General features: G+C 73.5%; 17 protein-coding genes. 11 read left to right on the top strand and 6 right to left on the bottom strand.

Annotated features, from left to right (window positions below; genetic code table 11):
• Positions 1-2 precede the first annotated feature (2 nt).
• The 5 genes from cobN to cobJ are packed head-to-tail and all read left to right on the top strand — an operon-like array spanning position 3 to position 7,003.
• On the top strand, positions 3-3,314 hold the full coding sequence (gene cobN / locus MNOD_RS10370) for a cobaltochelatase subunit CobN (protein ID WP_015928818.1): 3,312 nt from the start codon (positions 3-5) through the stop codon (positions 3,312-3,314).
• A complete protein-coding gene (locus MNOD_RS10375; protein ID WP_015928819.1) occupies positions 3,311-4,747 on the top strand; it encodes a nitrite reductase in 1,437 nt (478 codons plus the stop codon). The genes cobN and MNOD_RS10375 overlap by 4 nt, the downstream gene beginning before the upstream one ends.
• Positions 4,744-5,376, top strand: coding sequence for a precorrin-8X methylmutase (locus MNOD_RS10380; RefSeq protein WP_015928820.1), 633 nt, complete (start codon positions 4,744-4,746; stop codon positions 5,374-5,376). The genes MNOD_RS10375 and MNOD_RS10380 overlap by 4 nt, the downstream gene beginning before the upstream one ends.
• Positions 5,376-6,167 carry a precorrin-2 C(20)-methyltransferase gene (locus MNOD_RS10385; RefSeq protein WP_015928821.1) on the top strand — a complete coding sequence of 264 codons (792 nt, stop codon included), beginning with the start codon at positions 5,376-5,378 and terminating at the stop codon, positions 6,165-6,167. The genes MNOD_RS10380 and MNOD_RS10385 overlap by 1 nt, the downstream gene beginning before the upstream one ends.
• The gene (cobJ, locus tag MNOD_RS10390) at positions 6,164-7,003 is read left to right on the top strand and encodes a precorrin-3B C(17)-methyltransferase (RefSeq protein WP_015928822.1); all 840 of its coding nucleotides are present in this window, start codon (positions 6,164-6,166) and stop codon (positions 7,001-7,003) included. The genes MNOD_RS10385 and cobJ overlap by 4 nt, the downstream gene beginning before the upstream one ends.
• Here cobJ and MNOD_RS10395 read toward each other — a convergent pair.
• Positions 6,970-7,731 (bottom strand): cobalt-precorrin-6A reductase, encoded by a 762-nt coding sequence (locus tag MNOD_RS10395; protein WP_015928823.1) that lies wholly within the window; start codon positions 7,729-7,731, stop codon positions 6,970-6,972. The two genes, cobJ and MNOD_RS10395, sit on opposite strands and share 34 nt — an antisense overlap.
• Between MNOD_RS10395 and MNOD_RS10400 the strand changes: the two genes are divergently transcribed.
• The 3 genes from MNOD_RS10400 to cobM all read left to right on the top strand — a co-directional run bounded on the left by MNOD_RS10400 (position 7,730) and on the right by cobM (position 10,364).
• Positions 7,730-8,974: a bifunctional cobalt-precorrin-7 (C(5))-methyltransferase/cobalt-precorrin-6B (C(15))-methyltransferase gene (locus MNOD_RS10400; RefSeq protein ID WP_015928824.1), complete on the top strand. Its 1,245-nt coding sequence runs from the start codon at positions 7,730-7,732 to the stop codon at positions 8,972-8,974. The two genes, MNOD_RS10395 and MNOD_RS10400, sit on opposite strands and share 2 nt — an antisense overlap.
• Positions 8,975-9,060: 86 nt before the next feature.
• Positions 9,061-9,525 (top strand): cobalamin biosynthesis protein, encoded by a 465-nt coding sequence (locus MNOD_RS10405; protein WP_244424700.1) that lies wholly within the window; start codon positions 9,061-9,063, stop codon positions 9,523-9,525.
• Positions 9,522-10,364 carry a precorrin-4 C(11)-methyltransferase gene (gene cobM / locus MNOD_RS10410; RefSeq protein WP_015928826.1) on the top strand — a complete coding sequence of 281 codons (843 nt, stop codon included), beginning with the start codon at positions 9,522-9,524 and terminating at the stop codon, positions 10,362-10,364. The genes MNOD_RS10405 and cobM overlap by 4 nt, the downstream gene beginning before the upstream one ends.
• A 171-nt stretch (positions 10,365-10,535) precedes the next feature.
• Here the strand turns inward: cobM and MNOD_RS10415 are convergent, their stop codons facing one another.
• Positions 10,536-11,630: a cobalt-precorrin-5B (C(1))-methyltransferase gene (locus MNOD_RS10415; RefSeq protein ID WP_015928827.1), complete on the bottom strand. Its 1,095-nt coding sequence runs from the start codon at positions 11,628-11,630 to the stop codon at positions 10,536-10,538.
• A 59-nt stretch (positions 11,631-11,689) separates the two neighbouring features.
• Here MNOD_RS10415 and MNOD_RS10420 point away from each other — a divergent pair, with 59 nt between their 5' ends.
• Complete coding sequence (locus MNOD_RS10420) at positions 11,690-13,015, top strand: cobyrinic acid a,c-diamide synthase CobB (RefSeq protein ID WP_015928828.1); 1,326 nt, start codon at positions 11,690-11,692, stop codon at positions 13,013-13,015.
• A gap of 172 nt (positions 13,016-13,187) precedes the next feature.
• Here MNOD_RS10420 and MNOD_RS10425 read toward each other — a convergent pair whose 3' ends face one another.
• Complete coding sequence (locus tag MNOD_RS10425) at positions 13,188-13,592, bottom strand: helix-turn-helix domain-containing protein (RefSeq protein WP_015928829.1); 405 nt, start codon at positions 13,590-13,592, stop codon at positions 13,188-13,190.
• A gap of 519 nt (positions 13,593-14,111) precedes the next feature.
• Between MNOD_RS10425 and hmuQ the strand changes: the two genes are divergently transcribed.
• Complete coding sequence (gene hmuQ / locus MNOD_RS10430) at positions 14,112-14,441, top strand: heme-degrading protein HmuQ (RefSeq protein WP_015928830.1); 330 nt, start codon at positions 14,112-14,114, stop codon at positions 14,439-14,441.
• 238 nt (positions 14,442-14,679) lie between these two features.
• Here the strand turns inward: hmuQ and MNOD_RS10435 are convergent, their stop codons facing one another.
• Positions 14,680-15,915 (bottom strand): MFS transporter, encoded by a 1,236-nt coding sequence (locus tag MNOD_RS10435; RefSeq protein WP_015928831.1) that lies wholly within the window; start codon positions 15,913-15,915, stop codon positions 14,680-14,682.
• Between the two features lie 241 nt (positions 15,916-16,156).
• On the opposite strand from MNOD_RS10435, the gene MNOD_RS10440 reads away from it, so the two are divergent.
• Complete coding sequence (locus tag MNOD_RS10440; RefSeq protein WP_015928832.1) at positions 16,157-17,653, top strand: exopolysaccharide biosynthesis polyprenyl glycosylphosphotransferase; 1,497 nt, start codon at positions 16,157-16,159, stop codon at positions 17,651-17,653.
• A 34-nt stretch (positions 17,654-17,687) separates the two neighbouring features.
• On the opposite strand, the gene MNOD_RS10445 is transcribed toward MNOD_RS10440, so the two are convergent.
• On the bottom strand, positions 17,688-17,978 hold the full coding sequence (locus MNOD_RS10445; protein WP_043748479.1) for a hypothetical protein: 291 nt from the start codon (positions 17,976-17,978) through the stop codon (positions 17,688-17,690).
• Between the two features lie 5 nt (positions 17,979-17,983).
• A complete protein-coding gene (locus MNOD_RS10450) occupies positions 17,984-18,397 on the bottom strand; it encodes a nuclear transport factor 2 family protein (protein ID WP_015928833.1) in 414 nt (137 codons plus the stop codon).
• Between the last annotated feature and the right edge of the window lie 7 nt (positions 18,398-18,404).

Raw genomic sequence — 18,404 nt, forward strand, 5'->3', positions numbered from 1 at the left:
TGATGCATCTCCTGCGCGTCGATACGGTGTCCCTCGACGAGGGCGAGGCGGCGGTGGATCTGGGCCAGGCGCCCGGCGATGTCGTGGCCCTGTCCTTCACCGATTCGGATCTGGTGGGCCTCGCCGCGGCCCAGGCGGAGGCGAGCCGGCTGATGCCGATGCCGAGCCTGCGCCTCGCCAAGCTCGCGCGCCTGCGCCATCCGCTGTCGGTGGATCTCTATGTAAGCCAAGTGATCGCGCGGGCGCGGTTCGTGCTGGTGCGCTGCCTCGGCGGGCTCGATTACTGGCGCTACGGCATCGAGCGGCTGGCGGAGACCTGCCGAAGGCAGGCGATCCCGCTCGCCATCCTGCCCGGGGACGACCGGCCGGACCCGCGGCTCGACGCCTTCGGGACGGTGTCGGCGAACTTACGCGAGCGCCTCGACGGCTATTTTCAAGCGGGCGGCGTCGACAACCTGCGCTGGCTGCTCGTGCGGATCGCGGGCGAACTCGGCCACCGGGTCGAGGCCGAGCCGCCGCTTCCCCTGCCGCGCGGATTCGTGTGGTGCCCGGGCTGCGGCGTGGCGGATCTCTCACGGGTGCCGGCGCCGCTTCCGAAGCATAGCCTCGGCGGCAGGGCCCTGATCCTCGTCTACCGGTCGGCGATCCTCGGCGGGGACACCGCCCCCGCGGCCATGCTCGCGGCGGCGCTGACCGAGCGGGGCCTCGCTCCGGTGATCGTCGCGGTGTCGAGCCTCAAGGAGCCGGAGGCCGTCGCGGCCGTGCGCGCGGCGATCGCGGCGCATCCGCCGGACGTGATCGTGGCGGCGACGGCCTTCTCGGCGCGGGAGGATGCCGGCTTCGTGCTCGATGCGGCGGGCTGCCCGGTGATCCAGGCCTTCACGGTTGGGGCGCCGCAGGCGGCCTGGGCGGCGTCCGGGCGGGGCCTCGGCGCCGCCGATCTCGCCATGCAGGTGGCGCTGCCGGAATTCGACGGGCGGCTCTCGGGCTTCCCGATCTCGTTCAAGGAGGAGGTCGCCGCAATCGAGGGTTACGCGGAGCGCCGGGCCGTGCCGGATGTCGCCGGATGCGCCGCGCTCGCCGCCCGCGCCGCCGCCTGGGTCCGGCTCGCCCGGACGCCCCGCACCGAGCGGCGCCTGGCGCTCGTCCTGTCCGACTATCCGGCCCGCGGCGGGCGGGCGGGCTTCGCGGTGGGGCTCGACACGCCCGCAAGCGCGGTCGCGATCCTCGATCTCCTGGCGACTGAGGGATTTTCGGTCGAGGGCATTCCGGCGCCCGAGGCGCTGATGCGCGCGCTCACCGAGGACGAGCCGGGCTTCGCGGTGCCGCTCGAAGCGTATCGGACCTGGTTCCGGCGATTGCCGCCGGAGGCCCGCGCGGCGCTCAACGCGGCCTGGGGCGAGCCGGCGGCGGATCCGCTGCTGCGCGATGGCGCCTTTCGCTTCCGCGCGGTGCGGGCCGGACAGGTGCTGGTCGCGCTGCAGCCCGACCGCGGGCGCGCGGACATAAGCGAGGCACGCAAGGCGGGCTACCACGACCCCGATGCGGTGCCCTCGCATGCCTACCTCGCCTTCTATCTCGCCCTGCGCGAGGGGTTCGATGCGCTGATCCATCTCGGCACCCACGGCACCACCGAGTGGCTGCCCGGCAAGGCCGTCGCGCCCTCGGCCCTGTGCTGGCCCTCGCTGGCGATCGGGGCGCTGCCGGTGATCTACCCCTTCATCGTCGATGATCCGGGCGAGGCGGCGCCGGCCAAGCGGCGGCTCGGCGCCGTCACGGTGGGGCACCGCACGCCGGAGACCGGCGCCGCCGGGCTCGATCCGGAAGTGGGTGCCTTGCGCGAACGGGTGGAGGAATACGCGGCGGCGAGCGTGCTCGATCCCCGGCGGGCCGGGCTCATCGCGCGTGGCATCCTCGACCAGGCGGAGCAGGCGGGTCTGCTCGGGGCGGCCGGCATCGACCGGGCGACGCCCATGGAGGAGGCCCTCACCGCCCTCGACGCGCATCTGTGCGATCTCGCCGAGGTGGTGATCCGCGAGGGGCTGCACGTGTTCGGGCGGGAGACGGCCGGCGACGAGGCCTCGGCGGCGGGTGAGCGGGCAGGTCTGCTTGCGGCCCTCGACGGGCGCTTCGTGGTGCCCGGCCCGGCCGGCTCGCCCTCGCGCGGGCGGCGGGACGTGCTGCCGACGGGGCGCAACCTCACCACCCTCGATCCGCGGGCGCTGCCGACCCGCGCCGCAACGCTTCTCGGAGAGAAGGCCGCTGCCGAGGTGGTGCGCCGCTACCTCCAGGACGAGGGCGAGCATCCGCGCCGGATCGTCATGGATCTCTGGGCCTCGCCGACCCTGCGCACGGGGGGCGAGGATCTGGCGCATGCGCTCGCCCTGATGGGCGTGCGCCCGACCTGGGACCACGCCACCACGCGGGTGACCGGGTTCGAGATCTTGCCGCTTGCCCTCCTCGACTGGCCGCGCATCGACGTGACGGTGCGGGTGTCGGGGGCTTTTCGCGATACCTTCCCGGAGGCGCTGGCGCTCCTCGACCGGGCCGCCCGCGCGGTGGCGGCGCGCGAGGAGGAGGATGCGGACAACCCGCTCGCAGCCGCCCGGCGGCGGGGTGAGACGGTGGCGCGCGTATTCGGTGCCGCACCCGGCCGCTACGGCGCCGGCGCGGCGGAACTCGCCCTCGACGGCGCGTGGCAGGAGCGGGCCGAGCTCGCCCGGGCCTATCTCGCCGCCACCACAGCAGCGACCAGCGAGGAGGCGGATTTCGCCGAGCGGGTCGCGGGGGCGGATGCCTTCGTGCATGCCTTCGACGTCGCCGAGCGGGATCTCCTCGACGGGGATGCGGCGGCCGATGCGCTCGGCGGCTTCGCGGCGGCGGCAGCGCTGGCGGGTGCCGCGCCCGCGCTCTACAGCCTCGACGTCAGCCGGCCCGAAGCGCCCCGGGCCCGCAGGGCGGAGGAGGATGTGGCGCGGCTGGTGCGCGGACGCCTCGCGCATCCGCGCTGGATCGCGGCGCAGCTCGGCCATGGCTGGCGCGGGGCGCAGGAACTCGCGCAGGGGCTCGACGCGGTCTTCGTGCTTGCCGCGACCACGGAGGCCGTGAGCGACGCCGACCTCGACCGGCTGTACGATGCCTATGTGGGCGACCTCGCGGTGCTGGAGCGTATCGAGGCGACGAATCCGGCGGTGGCGCGGGCGATCCTCGACCGATTCGCAGAGTTGCGCCGCCGCGGGCTGTGGCGCAGCCGGCGCAACTCGCTGGCGGCGCTCGACGCGATGGCCGCGCAGGCCCGGGAGGCGGCGGAATGACCCCGGCTCCCCGCCGCGGATGGTGCCCCGGTGTCGCCCGGCCGATGCCGACCGGCGACGGGCTGCTGGTGCGCGTCCACCCGCCGGCCGGCCTGCTCACTGCCGCGCAGGCCCGCGCGGTGGCGGAGGGGGCGCGGGAGAACGGCAACGGGCTCATCGATGTGACGGCGCGGGGCAACCTGCAGGTGCGCGGCGTGCGGCCGGAGACACATGAGGCGCTCGCCACCCGGATTGCTGCGGCGGGGCTCGGCGACCGGCGCGGCGATGGCGGCCCGCAGCGGCTGACGCTGAGTTCGCCACTGGCGGGCCTCGATCCCGGGCTGGCGTGGCTGATCGAGGCGGTGGAGGCGGCCGGCCGGGCGGTGGCGGGGCTGCCGGCGAAGACGCTGGTGGCCGTGGAGGGTGATGCGTGCGGGCTCGGGCCGGTCGAGGCTGATATCTGGATCCGGCGGATCGGCGGGATGCGCGGGATCCCCTCTCCCGTGCGGGAGAGGGGTAGGGGTGAGGGTCCCGGACCCTTCCGCCATGAATCACTAAGCGTTGTGCTGGCAGCGGGACGGTTCAGTCTTCCTGCTGAACCACCCGGACCCTCACCCCTGCCCCTCTCCCGCACGGGAGAGGGGTTCCCCGCGGCGGGTTCAGAGATGTTCGCCCTGGCGGTGGCCGGGGCGGAAGGGCCGGTCTGGGCGGAGCCGGTCGCGGCCGAGCGGGTCGAGCCCGCCGTCACCGCAATCCTGACGGGCTTCGCCCGGACCGGCGCACGCCGTGTCCGGGAACTCGACCCGGCGGCGCGGTGCGGACTCCTTGCCGCCGCGGATCTCGATTCGGGCGGGTCACCCCCCGCGGCCGCGCAGCCGCCCGCTCCGGGCCTGCGACCGCTCGGCGACGGCCGGGTCGCGCTCGTCGCCGAACTCCCCTTCGGCCGCTGCGACGCCGCCCGGCTCGTCCGTCTGGCCGAGGCCGGCGCGCGGAACGGCGATGGCCTCCTCCGGCTGACGCCCTGGCGCGGGGTGATGATGGTCGCGGCGGATGAAGCCGGCGCCGCGCGGCTGTGGGACGCGGCACAAGAGAGCAGCCTGATCGTCGGCCCGGCGGATCCGCGGCGCGCCGTCGCGGCCTGTCCGGGCGCGCCCGCCTGCGCCTCCGGCGGCACGCCGGCCCAGGCGCATGCGGCGCGCCTTGCCGCAGAGCGGGCGGACCTCGCGAGGCTTGGCCTGACCGTCCATGTCTCGGGCTGCCCGAAGGGCTGCGCGCATCCGGCCCCGGCCGACCTCACCCTCGTCGGCCGGCCGGACGGGCGCTACGGGGTGGTGCGCGGCGGACACGCGGGGGCGGACACCCGCCTCACGCTCACTTTCGAGGCGGTGCTTGAGCGGCTAAACAGCCCCGTGACCGCCACCGACCTCATCGACGCGTTTCGGGAGCCCGCATGAGCACGCGCCTCGACTATATCCGCGACGGCGCCGCGATCTATGCGCGCTCCTTCGCGATCATCCGCGCCGAATCCGACCTGTCGCGCTTCCAGGGTGCGGCCGAGCGGGTCGTGGTGCGGATGATCCATGCCTGCGGCATGACCGACCTGCCGGCGGATGTCGTCGTCTCGCCCGGCTTCGCGGAAGCCGCGGAGGCGGCGCTGCGGGAGGGCGCGCCGATCCTGTGCGATGCCCGCATGGTGGCGGATGGGGTGACGCGGGCGCGGCTGCCGGCGGACAACGCGGTGATCTGCACGCTCGCGGATCCTCGGGTGCCAGGGCTCGCGGCGGAACTGGGGACGACCCGCACGGCGGCGGCGATGGAATTGTGGCGCGAGCGGCTGCCCGGCTCCGTCGTGGCGGTGGGCAACGCGCCGACGGCCCTTTTTCGGCTGCTCGAACTCCTCGACGAGGGTGTGGCGCCGCCGGCTGCGGTCATCGGCGTGCCGGTCGGGTTCGTGGGCGCGGCGGAATCGAAGGAGGCGCTGGCCGAGGATGGCCGGGTGCCCTTCCTGATTGTGCGCGGCCGGCGCGGCGGCAGTGCCATGGCGGCGGCGGCGGTCAACGCGCTCGCGAGCGAGGCCGAGTGATGGAGGGCTTAAGCGTACTTGCGCCCGCGGAGCCGGCCGGCGGCGCGGAGCGCCCGGCGGCTGCCGCGACCGGAACGCTCTACGGCGTCGGGATGGGGCCGGGGAACCCCGACTATCTCACGGTGCGGGCGGTGCAGGTGCTGGAGCGGGCGCATCACATCGTGCATTTCTGCAAGGCGGGCCGGCGCGGCAACGCCCGGACGATTGCCGACGCGGTGGTGCGCGACCCCGCCCGCGAATGGGCGCTCGCCTATCCGTACACGACCGAGCTGCCGCCGGATGACCCGACCTATGTCTCGGCGCTGGCGCGGTTCTACGACGAGGCGGCGGAGCGGATGGCCGGCGCGCTCGGGGCGGGGCGCGACGTGGCGATCCTGTCCGAGGGCGACCCGTTCTTCTACGGCTCGTTCATGCATCTGTGGCGGCGCCTGAAGGACCGTTTCCCGGTGGAGGTGGTGCCGGGCGTCACCGGTATGTCGGGCTGCTGGACGCGGGCCGGCACGCCGATCACCTGGGGCGACGACGTGCTGACCGTGCTGCCCGCGACGCTGCCGGGCCCGGTGCTGGCGCAACGCCTCGCCGGGACGGATGCGGCGGTGATCATGAAGCTCGGGCGCCACCTGCCCAAGGTCCGGGCCGCCCTGGCGCAGGCCGGGCTGCTGGCGCGGGCGGTCTATGTGGAGCGCGGCACCATGGCGGGCGAGTGCATCGTGCCGCTCGCCGACAAGCCCGACGACGAGGCCCCGTATTTCTCGATGGTCCTCATCCCCGGCGAGGGCCGCCGCCCATGAAAACTCATGGGGTGCAGGGGCCCGCGGCCCCTGCCGGGTCCAGGGGCGGAGCCCCGGCGGGTCCAGGGCGGAGCCCTGGCGGTTCAGTCTGCGTGATCGGCCTCGGCCCCGGGGACCCGCGCTATCTCACGCCTGCCGCGGCGGCGGCGCTGGCGGAAGCCGAGGACCTGATCGGCTACGCTCCCTATGTTGCCCGCGTTCCGGAGCGTCCGGGCCTGACGCGCCACGCCTCCGACAACCGGGTCGAGGTGGAGCGGGCGCGGCACGCCCTCGAACTCGCCGCGCAGGGCCGGCGGGTCGCAGTGGTGTCCGGCGGCGATCCGGGCGTGTTCGCGATGGCGGCGGCCCTGTTCGAGGCGCTGGAGCACGGTGATCCGGCCTGGCGGTCGCTGGCCATCACGGTCGAGCCCGGCATCACGGCGATGCTCGCCGCCGCCGCCCGGGTCGGCGCCCCGCTCGGGGGCGATTTCTGCGCGCTGTCGCTGTCGGACAACCTGAAGCCCTGGGAGGTGATCACGGCTCGGCTCGAAGCGGTGCTGCGGGCGGACTTGGTGATCGCGCTCTACAACCCGATCTCGCAGGCGCGGCCCTGGCAGCTCGGCGCGGCGCTGGGGCTCGCGGCGGAGCACCGGGCGCCGGATACCCCGGTGATCCTGGCTCGCGCAATCGGGCGGCCGGACGAGGCGGTGCGGATCCTGCCGCTCGCCGAGGCGCGGGAGGCACCGGCCGACATGGCGACGCTCGTGATCATCGGCGCCTCGGCGACGCGGCTGGTGGAAAGGGAGGGCGCGCCGCCCTTCGTCTACACGCCCCGGCGGGTGGAGGCGGCGCGATGAGCCTCCAGCCAGGCAAGCGCGGCCTCCAACGTGCCGACCTGTTCGACCGCGGGCGGGGCGGGCTGGCGCACGATCACCACCGGAAGCGCGAGGGCGCGGGCGGCCGCGATCTTGCCGTAGGTGGCGCTGCCGCCGGAATTCTTGGTCACCAGCACCTCGATGCGATGGTCCCGCATCAGCGCCAATTCGTCCGCCTCGGAGAAGGGGCCGCGGGCCGCGATGGCGACGAGATCAGGTACCGGCAGAGCCTCGCCCACGGGCTCGATGGTGCGCACCAGATAGGCGTGCTGCGGGGCGGCCGCGAAGGCCGCGAGTTCCAGGCGCCCGACGGTGAGGAACACGCGCCGCGGTGCGACGCCGAGGGCCGGCACGGCGGCGGCGACGCTCTCGACCTCGTGCCAGCGGTCGCCTGCCTGCGGGGTCCAGGCCGGGCGGCGCAGGGCGACGAGCGGGAGCTTCAGGCGCGCGCAGGCCTGCGCGGCGTTGTGCGAGATGCGCTGCGCGAAGGGATGGGTGGCATCGACCACGGCGGCAACGCCCTCCGCCTCAAGCCAGCGCGCGAGGCCCTCGGGGCCGCCGAAGCCGCCGATTCGGGTGTCGAAGGGCGCCGCGACCGGCGCCGCGGTGCGGCCGGCGAGCGAGAGGGTGGGGCGGAAGGACGGGTGCTCCGCGAGGCGGCGGACGAGGCCCGTCGCCTCGGTGGTGCCGCCGAGGAGGAGGATGCGCATGGACGCCTTCTCGCCTGACCCTCTGCGCCTGTCGAGCGCCGGGCCGTGGCTGGCGATCGTGGGAATCGGAGAGGATGGCCGGGCCGGGCTGTCGCCCGCGGCCGCGCGGGCCCTCGATGGGGCGAGCCTCGTCGTCGGGGGGCGGCGGCACCTCGCGCTCGCGGCGCCGCTCGCGGCCGAGACGCTGGCTTGGCCGAGCCCGATCCATGCCGCCTATCCGGCGATCCTCGCCCGGCGCGGCCAGCCGACCTGCGTGCTCGCGACGGGCGACCCGTTCCATTACGGCGTCGGGGCCGAACTGGCGCGGCTGGTGCCCGCGGCGGAGATCGCCTGCTACCCGCAGCCCTCGGCCTTCAGCCTCGCGGCGGCGCGGCTCGGCTGGCCGCTCGCGGAATGTGCCTGCCTGACCGTGCACGGGCGTGCGATCGAGCGGGTGATCCCGCATCTCCAGCCCGGGGCGCGGCTGCTGGTGCTGTCCTGGGACGGGTCAACGCCGGGCCGGCTCGCCGCGCTGCTCGCGGAACGGGGATTCCCGGCGTCGCGCCTCACGGTGCTGGAGGCGATGGGGGGCCCGCGCGAACGGCGCCGGGATAGTGTCGCGGCCGGGTTCGACGAGGCCGGGATCGACCCGCTCAACACGGTCGCGATCGCGGTCGTGGCGGACCCGTCGGCACGGGTGATCCCGCTCAGCCCCGGCCTCGACGATGCCTGGTTCGAGAGCGACGGGCAGCTCACCAAGGCGGAGATCCGGGCGGTTACCCTCGCGGCGCTGCGGCCCCGGGCCGGGCAGCTGCTGTGGGATGTGGGCGCCGGTTCCGGCTCCGTGGCGATCGAATGGTGCCTGCGCCACCCGGCGAACCGGGCGGTGGCGATCGAGGCCCGGGAGGAACGGGCGGAGCGGATCGGCCGCAACGCCCGGGCGCTCGGGGTGCCGGACCTCGCGGTGGTGCGCGGCCGGGCGCCGGAGGCGCTGCGGGAGCTGAGCCGGCCGGATGCGGCCTTCATCGGGGGCGGCGTGTCGGACCCGGCGCTGATCGCGGCGGTCTGGGCAGCTCTGCCGCCGGGCGGCCGACTGGTGTGCAATGCGGTGACGCTGGAGAGCGAGCCGGTGCTGATCGAGGCGCATCGCCGGCATGGCGGGATGCTGCGGCGGATCGCGGTCGCCCGCGCCGAGCCCGTTGGGCGGATGCAGGGATGGCGACCGGCCATGCCGGTGACGCAGTGGGCGGTGACGAAGCCGTGAGGGGGGCGGAGCTCATCGGCCGCAGCCCTGCGGCGCGGGCCTGGGACTCCGCTCCGGCGGCCGCGGCTGCGTGGATCGCCAGGGGTGTGCCCGACGGAATGTCCGGCGCGGCGAGCGGCAGCGATCCGGCCGGCACCGACGTGTCGGCGGTGCCCGCCCGCGGCCCGGTCATCGCAGGCGTCGGATTCCGTCACGCGACGACGCCCGACGAGATCGCGGCGCTGGTGCGCGACGCGCTCGGGCAGGCCCGGCTCGCCGGCGCGCGCCTCGGCGGCCTTGCCACCGCGGAGGACCGGGCCGGCGAGGCGGCCCTGCAGGAAGCGGCCGCTTCGCTCGGCGTGCCGGTCATCGGCATCGCCGTCGAGGACTTACGGGCGGCGGGACGGCGCGCCGTGACCCGCTCGGCGCGCATCGAAACCCTGCGGGGCGTCGGCTCGCTCGCGGAGGCCGCGGCGCTGGCGGCGGCCGGGCCGGAGGGCCGGCTCGTGCTGGCCCGCATCGCGAGCCCGGGCGCCACCTGCGCGCTTGCCGCATCCGGAGATCCGTCGTGACCATCCACTTCATCGGCGCGGGGCCGGGCGCGGCCGACCTCATCACTCTGCGCGGGCGCGACCTGATCGCCCGCTGCCCGGTCTGCCTCTATGCGGGGTCGATCGTCGCGCCGGAGATCCTGGCTTGGTGCCCGCCGGGCGTGCGGCTCGTCGACACGGCGCCCCTCGATCTCGACGCGATCCTGGCCGAGATGCGGGCGGCCCACGCCAGGGGCGAGGACGTGGCCCGGCTGCATTCGGGCGACCTGTCGGTCTACAGCGCCGTAGCCGAGCAGACCCGGCGGCTCGAGGCGCTCGGCATTCCCTACACACTGACGCCGGGCGTGCCGGCCTTCGCGACGGCGGCGGCGGCGCTCGGGCGGGAGCTGACGGTGCCGGAGGTCGCGCAATCGGTCGTCCTCACGCGCACCAGCGGGCGGGCCTCCGCCATGCCCGCGCCCGAGCGCCTCGCCCTGTTCGCGCAGACGCAGGCGACGCTGGCGATCCATCTCTCGATCCATGTGATCGCCGAGGTGGCGGCGGAGCTGATTCCGCATTACGGGCCCGACTGCCCGGTCGGCGTGGTCTACCGGGCCTCCTGGCCGGACGAGCGGGTGTTGCGCGGCACGCTCGCTGACATCGCCGAGCAGGTGGCGGCGGCGCGGTTTGAGCGGACGGCGCTGATCCTGGTCGGGCGGGCGCTTGCGGCCGGCGATTTCCGTGAGAGCGCGCTCTATTCGGCCGGCTACGACCGCCGGTTCCGGCCGGGCGGCGGGACGAGGGTGTTGGGCGATGAAGTCCAGTTAAGTCCAGTAAGGCGCGGGAACCCCTCTCCCGAGTGGGAGAGGGGTAGGGGGTGAGGGTGGAGACGCTTCAGGTTTAAACACTGCGCGTTGAGCTGGCAGCAGTGCGGTTCTGGATTCTTGCGGAAATGTAGCACCCTCACCCCTGCCCCTCTCCCAAACGGGAGAGGGGTTCCTGCGCCAGGTCACGATGTCTCTGCGCTACTTCTCTGCGCTGCGGCCCATGACCTACCCCGCCGCTCGAAACGGCGCATGCCCGACCACGCCGCCGTCGCGGTCGAACACCACCACTTCGAGGGCGATTCCCGATCCGGCAAGCGACGAAGCGGCCGTCGTCCAGGCGTAGCGGGCGACGAGATCGCCGAGGGGGAGGTCCTGCGCCTGAGCGAGCCGCAGGACTTCGAGCGCGGTATTGGCCCGCGCCGCCCGCGCGGCGAGATCCTGCCCGCCGCCGGCCTCGGAAACCCGCTCGGCGAGCCAGGCGAGGTCCACCGGCCCGGACCGGGAATGCAGGTCGAGGAGCCCGTGGCCGAGCTTCGTCATCTTGGCGATGCCGCCCGCCACCGTGACCCGCTGCACCGGGTGGCGGCGCAGGTATTTCAGCATGCCGCCGGCGAAATCGCCCATGTCGATCAGCCCCTCGGGCGGCAGCCCGTGCAGGCGCTGAACCGCCTCCTCGGAGGTCGATCCGGTGGCCCCGGCCACATGGGTCAGGCCGGAGGCCCGTGCCACGTCGATGCCCCGGTGGATCGTGTCGATCCAGGCCGCGCAGGAATAGGGCACGACCACGCCTGTGGTCCCCAGAACCGAGAGTCCGCCCAGGATGCCGAGCCGCGGATTGAGGGTGCTCTGCGCGATCGCCTCGCCGCCCGGAATCGCGATCTCGACCACCACGTCCGGCACGCCTCCCTCCACCTCGGCGAGGGCTGCCGCGATCATGCGGCGGGGCACCGGGTTGATGGCGGGCTCGCCGACTGGCAGGGGCAGGCCGGGACGGGTCACCCTGCCGACGCCCGGCCCGGCCCGGAACCCGACGCCCGTGCCCGGCGGCCCCGGACGCACCGTCGCCAGCACGAGGACGCCGTGAGTGACATCCGGGTCGTCGCCCGCATCCTTGATCACCCCGGCGCGGGCGCCCTCCGGCAGCCTCTCCGTCGTCGCGAGGGCGAAGGCGGGGCGCAGGCCCCCGGGCAGCGGGATCTCGACCGGATCCGGGAACGCGCCGGTGCGCAGGGCCGCGAAAGCGGCCTTGGCCGCCGCCGCCGCGCAGGCGCCGGTGGTCCAGCCGCGCCGGAGAGGGCCGCTCGGTCGGGTGTCGTCCATGGCGCGTGGTATCACCCGGCCGCGTCCGGGTAAAAGGCGGCGCGCCAGGAGGACCAATCGTGACCGATCGTGCCGCCCGCGGCCTTCTCGTCGCCGCCCCCCGCTCGGGCTCCGGCAAGACCACCGTGACCCTCGCGATCCTGCGGGCGCTCGCCCGCCGGGGTGTCGCGGTGGCGGGGGCGAAATGCGGGCCGGACTACATCGACCCGGCGTTCCATGCCGCGGCGACGGGCCGGCCGAGCTTCAATCTCGACAGTTTCGCGATGACGGAGACGCTGCTCGATGCGGTGGCGGGCACGGCCGGGCAGGGGGCCGAGTTCCTGATCGCCGAGGGCTCCATGGGCCTGTTCGACGGGGTGGTGGCGGAGGAGGGCCGCAGCGGCGCGAATGCCGATATCGCGGCACGCTACGGCTGGCCGGTGATCCTGGTGCTCGACGTGTCCGGCGCCGCGCAATCGGCGGCGGCGGTGGCGCTCGGCTGCCGGCTCTACGACCCGCGCCTGCAGGTCGCAGGCGTGATCCTCAACAAGGTCGCGAGCCCGCGGCACCGGCGGCTCGTGGAGGCGGGGCTCGCCCGGACGGGCCTGCCCGTGCTCGGCGCGCTCGCCCGCGATACCGCCCTGGCACTCCCCGAGCGCCATCTCGGCCTCGTCCAGGCGGAGGAGACCGGCGACCTCGCCGCCCGGCTCGACCGCCTGGCCGATCTCGCCGAGACGGCTCTCGACCTCGACGCGATCGTGGCGGCGGCCGCCGGCCGGGTGCCGCCGGCAGGCTTGAGTCCCCTCCCGGAACCGCCCGGACAGCGAATCGCGCTCGCGCGGGACGCCGCGTTCTCGTTCATCTACCCGCATATGGCAGCGGGCTGGCGGGCCGCCGGCGCCGAACTCGTGCCGTTCTCGCCGCTAGCCGACGAGCCGCCGCCAGAGGGCTGCGACGCCTGCTGGCTCCCGGGCGGCTATCCGGAGCTGCATGCCGGCCAGCTGGCGGCGGCCGGCCGCTTCCTCGCGGGCCTGCGGGACTTCGCCCGCACCCGGCCGGTCCACGGGGAATGCGGCGGCTACATGGTGCTGGGCGAGGGGCTGGAGGATGCCGAGGGCCGGCGGCACGCCATGGCGGGCCTGTTGCCCGTGGCGACCTCCTATGCCCGGCGCAAGCTGCATCTCGGCTACCGGGTCGCCACGCTCCTCGCCGACGGACCGCTCGGACCCGCCGGCGCCGTCCGCGTCGGGCATGAATTCCACTATGCCAGCGAGCTCACCGCGGCGCCGGACGAATCCGCGGCGCTCGCCCGGGTGACGGATGGGGAAGGGCGCCTGCTCGGCGTCGCAGGCCATCGGCGCGGCCGGGTCAGCGGCAGCTTCTTTCACCTGATCGGCCCGCGCTGAGCGCCCGACCGGCCTCGCGACCATCCGGACGGAGAAAAGGTGCCGGAGAAGCGATGCCCGCTTCTGCCGGACCAGCTCCAGAGCCGTGCCCGACCGGGTCGGGCACGGCTCTCAAGCCTTGTTCTCACGCGCTCCCTTGCGCCGAACCGGTGTCCGCTTCGGCGGGAGCGCCCTAGTCGGCGCTGCCGTTGGCGATCCCCGTCGACCGGCTCAGCCGGGCGGCCGAGCGGACGATGGCGAGCACCTCGCGCCGGAGCTGGTCGTCCTCGATCTGGACATAGGCGCGCAGGATGTCGACGGCGCCCTGCGTGCTCAGGAAGCCGAACACGTTGTCGTCGCGGCCCGCCGCATCGTTCGGCTCCTCGAAGAAGGCCGAGACCGGCACTTCGAGGAGGCGCGCGATCTCGCGCAGGCGGCCCGCGCCGACGCGGTTCTGCCCCTTCTCGTATTTCTGCACCTGCTGGAAGGTCACGCCGACGGCATTGCCGAGCGCGGTCTGGCTCAGGCCCTTCGCCTTGCGCAGTGCAGTGATCCGGATGCCGACGAGGCGATCGACCTCGGTAGTCTGCTTAGGCATGTGTCCTCGACACTCTGTCTCACATCCCGCTCCGGCCCCTGGCATCGTGCCGGGCTCGGGCCGCGCGGCCTCCCTCCCCAAGCGGCAGCCCCCGGAGCACGACGCCCCGGCCGCCCCGCGGCCATCGCCCTGACGTGCCGGACGCGGACACTCCGCGTGTCCCGGACGCCGTGACATCCTGCGGCCCCGCGGATCCCGCGGAGGCCGGTACATGACAGCGCTGCCACGCTGCGCGATCGGATGCCGCCCGCCGGACAAAGCGGGGCTTGGAGCGCCAAGCTGCGCCCCATCGATCTGCCATGCAACCGGACCTGCGTCTACACGTAGAACATGAATTCCCAAGAGGAATGCAGAAGAAAGCGCAGCCGAGGCGGCCGGCGGATCAGCAGCCCGGAGGGGCCTGGACGATCGGCGGCCCGCCCGGACCCGCCTTGATTGCGGCAACGAAATCGCCTTCTGTCGGCGTCGACGCCGCGGCGGCCGCGTCCGGCCGTGCCCGCACCGACAAGGAATTGCCCCATGTTCATCGCCATGAACCGGTTCAAGGTCTACAAAGATGCCGCGGCCGAGTTCGAGCGGGTCTGGCTCGGGCGAGACAGCCATCTGGACGAGATGAAGGGCTTCGTCGCGTTTCATCTCCTGCGGGGCCCCGAGCATGAGGATCACATCCTCTATGCCTCCCACACCGTGTGGTCGTCGCGGGCGGATTTCGAAGCCTGGACCCGCTCCGAGCAATTCCGGAAGGCCCATAGCCGGGCGCCCGGGACGAAGCCGCTTTACCTCTCGCATCCCCAGTTCGAGGGATTCGAGGCGGTGCAGACGCTGGGCCGGGCCGAAGCGGCGGAGTGATACCACCGGTCATTGAAAATGACCGGTGGTTCCGCTCTCGAATTTTCGCCAAGCCTTTGGCTTGATGTCGGAAATTCGAGATGGATCAACGGCCCGCTGCGCCAGCAGCCTGGGCCGTTGGTATGATACGGCTTCCGGTTGATTCCCTCCAAGACGAGGATGCGCGGGATCCCCTCTCCCGATTGGGAAAGGGGATCCCGCGTGGACTCATCTCGGAACAGATCAACCGGAAACCGTATCACGCGCTCCGCAGCGGCCCGCCGAGCCGGGGCAGGAAGACCGCGAGGAGGCCGATCGCGGGCAGGAAGGCGCAGAGCGCATAGACGAACTCGATGCCCGTGCGGTCGGCGAGTTCGCCGAGCACCGCCGCGCCGAGGCCGCCCATCCCGAAGGCGAAGCCGAAGAACAGCCCGCCCACGAGTCCGACCCGGCCCGGCAGGAGCTCCTGAGCATAGACCAGGATCGCCGGCATCGCGGATGCCAGGATGAGGCCGATCGGGACCGTGAGGACGACCGTCCAGAACAGATTCGCATGCGGCAGCGCGAGCGTGAAGGGCAGCACGCCGACGATCGAGCTCCAGATCACCACCTTGCGCCCGAACCGGTCCCCGATCGGGCCGCCGATCACGGTTCCGACCGCCACCGCGCCCAGGAACACGAAGAGAAACACCTGCGCTTCCTGCACCGAGACCCCGAACCGGTGCAGCAGGTAGAAGGTGAAGTAGGACGTGAAGCTCGCCATGTAGAAGTACTTGGAGAAGATCAGCACCAGCAGGATCGCCACCGTGAGCACGATCCGCCGGCGCGACAGCGGCGCGCCGCTGCCCGGGCCCGTCCGGCGGGGCCGTGCCGCGCCGAGGGCGAGCCGCTCCCGGTACCAGCGGCCGACGAGGCTCAGCACGACGAAGCCGGCCAAGGCCGCGAGCGCGAAGAGGGCGACGCTGCCCTGCCCGTGCGGGACGACGATGAAGGCCGCCAGCAGCGGGCCGATCGCCGTCCCGGCATTGCCGCCGACCTGGAACACCGATTGGGCGAGCCCGTAGCGGCCGCCGGAGGCGAGGCGGGCGACCCGCGAGGCTTCCGGATGGAAGATCGCCGATCCGGTCCCGACGAGCCCCGCCGCGACGAGAAGGCTCGCGAAGCTCCACGCCTGCGAGAGCAGGAGGAGGCCGGCAAGCGAGAGCAGCATGCCCGCCGCCAGGGAGAAGGGCTGGGGCCGCCTGTCGGTGGAAAGACCCACCACGGGTTGCAGCAGCGACGAGGTGAGCTGGAAACCCAGCGTGAGGAGGCCGATCTGGCCGAAATCGAGCCGGTAGCTCTGCTTGAGCAGGGGGTAGATCGCCGGCAGCAGCGACTGGATCAGGTCGTTGAGGAGATGCGACAGGCTTAAGGCCGCGAGCACGGCAGCCGTCGGCCCCGCAGCCGGGCGCGCCGCAGCGCCCGCCAAACCGCCCTCGCTCGCGCGCGCATCCATGAGTGCTCTCCGGGTTGCCGGCAGGTCTTCTAGCACCATCCCGTCGGGGCGGATCCGGCTTCGCCGCAAGGCCGGGTTGCACCCGTGGGACAGGTCGCTGCGGTCCCTCCTTTGCTGTGTCACGGACATCCGTCCGGACGGGGCGCGTAAGCGTCCCATTCCGGCACGGACAGCCCGTGAGACCGAACCGACGGGGGCCGCACCGGCTCCTCGGCGGGACAAGCCGGAACAGCTTTAAGGCATGCGACACGAACGGTTCACCATCGAGGGCGCCGCGACCGCGACCGGCGCCGAGCGGCGCGCGATCTGGGCCGCCCTGCTGCCGCGGCGGCGCCGCGGCGCGTTGCGGCTCGCCATCGGCATCGGGGCGGCTGCGGCGGAGTTCCTCGCCGTGCTCGCCACGGTGCTCGTGGCCCAGACCCTCTACCACGCGGCGGTCCTGCGCACCGAGGTTCCGGTCGCCTCCGCGCTGCAGGTCGGGCTGCTCCTCGGATCGTTCGTCGTGCTGCCGAACGTCGCGCGGGGCGACTACAGCATCGAGAACTACCTGTCGCGCGGGCCGCACCTGCGCCGGAGCGCGAGCCTGTGGCTCGGTGCCTGGACGCTGCTCCTGACGATTGGGTTCCTCACCAAGACCACCAGCGAGGTCTCGCGCGTGGCGGCGGTCACCGCCTTCGTGGCGGGGCTTCCGGTCCTCTGGGCGACGCGGGCCCTGTCGCTCGCCCTGGTGCGGCGGCTGATCACCCCCCGTTCGGGATCGGCGCGCCGCGTCCATCTCATCGGCTACGAGACCGACATTGCGGGCTTCTATTCCGGCCACGATGCCGAAGCGCTCGGCGTGCGGGTGATCGGGGCGAGCTACCTGCGTCCGGTACCGCTGGGGGCCGGTGCGGCGGAGCGGCGGCGCCAGCTCGGGGAGGATCTCGACCTCGCGGTCTCGGTGGTCCGCTTCCTGCGGCCGGACGACATCTTCGTTCTCGTCCCCTGGACGGATGTCGAGGATGTCGAGCTCTGCGTCGATGCGTTCCTGCGGGTCCCGGCCGCCCTCCACCTGCGGCCCGGGCAGGTGATGGACCGCTTCACGGATATCCGCCTCGTCCGGGTCGGACGCCTCACCGGCCTCAATGTCGGCCGCGCCCCTCTGAGCCCGCTCGAGATCGCGCTCAAGCGCAGCTTCGACCTCGCGGCGGCGAGCCTCGCGCTCGTCGTGCTGTCGCCCGTCCTGGCGATGATCGCGATCCTGATCCGCCTCGACAGCCCGGGGCCCTGCCTGTTCCGGCAGAAGCGCTACGGCTTCAACCAGGAGGCGTTCTCGGTCTACAAGTTCCGCAGCATGCGGGCGGAGCCCGAGGGTGCCTTCCGGCAGGCGACGCGCAACGATTCCCGCATCACCCGCATCGGCCGCATCCTGCGCCGCACCAACCTCGACGAATTGCCCCAGCTCCTCAACGTCATCCGGGGCGACATGTCGCTGGTCGGCCCGCGGCCGCACGCGCTCGCCCATGACCGCAGCTTCGAGCGGCGGATCGCCCGCTACGCCCGCCGCCACAACGTGCGGCCCGGCATCACCGGTTGGGCGCAGGTCAACGGCCTGCGCGGCGAGACGCTGACCGACGCCGACATGCAGCGCCGCGTCGAGCATGACCTGTATTACATCGACAACTGGTCGCTCTGGTTCGACCTGCAGATCCTGGTGATGACCCTGGTGGCGCGCAGCGCCTTCCGCAACGCCTATTGAGGGAGAAAGGGACCGGGACGAGGAAGGCTGCGCTTCAGGCGAGCAGGGCGAGCGGCCTGCGCTCGCCGGCCTCCGGCGGCGCGAGGCGCGGCGCGGGCCGCATGAAGCTCAGCCGCCCGCGCTTCACCCCGAACAGCGGCTGGGCCAGGGTGCACACCGCTTCGGCCGCGTCCCTCGCGTCGAGCACGACGAGATCCGCCGCGCAGCCCGGGGCGATGCCGTAATCGGCCTGCCGCATGATCCGTGCCGCCGAGACGGTCACGAGGTCGAGGCAGTCCTCCCGGCCGGGCGGCTGGGCATTGGTGAAGAGGCGATCGACCGCCATGGCCGTCAGGCCCCGAGGCCCGGGTCGAGGATGCGCTCGGCGCTGTCGTTCCAGACCTCATGCGAGACGATCAGGCCGTCGCGCACGACGAACCGGTCGATGTAGCGGTTGCCCTCGAAGGGCGTGCCGTCCGGCCATTCGCCGTAGAGCGTGCCGAGATTGTAGACGATGGTCTCGTCGGGCCCGGGCACCACGTCATTGCGCAGGATGCGCTTCTTCACCCAGCGGTAGCGCTTCGCGTTGAAGGCCGTCGCCTCGCCCGGATGGCCGAAGACGCGCCCGCCCGTGAACACGATGCGCACGTCCGGCGTCATGAAGGCCGCCGCCGCAACGGGATCCGGCCGCATCGAGGCTTCGAGGAAGGCATCGACGATGCGGGCGGCCTCCGCGGCCGCCTGGGTGGGATCGGGTCGAGTCATGACGGGT

The organism is Methylobacterium nodulans ORS 2060 (genome assembly GCF_000022085.1).
GTDB lineage: Bacteria > Pseudomonadota > Alphaproteobacteria > Rhizobiales > Beijerinckiaceae > Methylobacterium > Methylobacterium nodulans.

Excerpts from the sequence above, each read along its gene's own strand:
- cobN (WP_015928818.1), top strand. The coding sequence starts at position 3 with ATGCATCTCCTGCGCGTCGATACGGTGTCCCTCGACGAGGGCGAGGCG.
- MNOD_RS10375 (WP_015928819.1), top strand. The coding sequence starts at position 3,311 with ATGACCCCGGCTCCCCGCCGCGGATGGTGCCCCGGTGTCGCCCGGCCG.
- MNOD_RS10380 (WP_015928820.1), top strand. The coding sequence starts at position 4,744 with ATGAGCACGCGCCTCGACTATATCCGCGACGGCGCCGCGATCTATGCG.
- MNOD_RS10385 (WP_015928821.1), top strand. The coding sequence starts at position 5,376 with ATGGAGGGCTTAAGCGTACTTGCGCCCGCGGAGCCGGCCGGCGGCGCG.
- cobJ (WP_015928822.1), top strand. The coding sequence starts at position 6,164 with ATGAAAACTCATGGGGTGCAGGGGCCCGCGGCCCCTGCCGGGTCCAGG.
- MNOD_RS10400 (WP_015928824.1), top strand. The coding sequence starts at position 7,730 with ATGGACGCCTTCTCGCCTGACCCTCTGCGCCTGTCGAGCGCCGGGCCG.
- MNOD_RS10395 (WP_015928823.1), bottom strand. The coding sequence starts at position 7,731 with ATGCGCATCCTCCTCCTCGGCGGCACCACCGAGGCGACGGGCCTCGTC.
- MNOD_RS10415 (WP_015928827.1), bottom strand. The coding sequence starts at position 11,630 with ATGGACGACACCCGACCGAGCGGCCCTCTCCGGCGCGGCTGGACCACC.
- MNOD_RS10425 (WP_015928829.1), bottom strand. The coding sequence starts at position 13,592 with ATGCCTAAGCAGACTACCGAGGTCGATCGCCTCGTCGGCATCCGGATC.
- hmuQ (WP_015928830.1), top strand. The coding sequence starts at position 14,112 with ATGTTCATCGCCATGAACCGGTTCAAGGTCTACAAAGATGCCGCGGCC.
- MNOD_RS10435 (WP_015928831.1), bottom strand. The coding sequence starts at position 15,915 with ATGGATGCGCGCGCGAGCGAGGGCGGTTTGGCGGGCGCTGCGGCGCGC.
- MNOD_RS10440 (WP_015928832.1), top strand. The coding sequence starts at position 16,157 with ATGCGACACGAACGGTTCACCATCGAGGGCGCCGCGACCGCGACCGGC.
- MNOD_RS10445 (WP_043748479.1), bottom strand. The coding sequence starts at position 17,978 with ATGGCGGTCGATCGCCTCTTCACCAATGCCCAGCCGCCCGGCCGGGAG.
- MNOD_RS10450 (WP_015928833.1), bottom strand. The coding sequence starts at position 18,397 with ATGACTCGACCCGATCCCACCCAGGCGGCCGCGGAGGCCGCCCGCATC.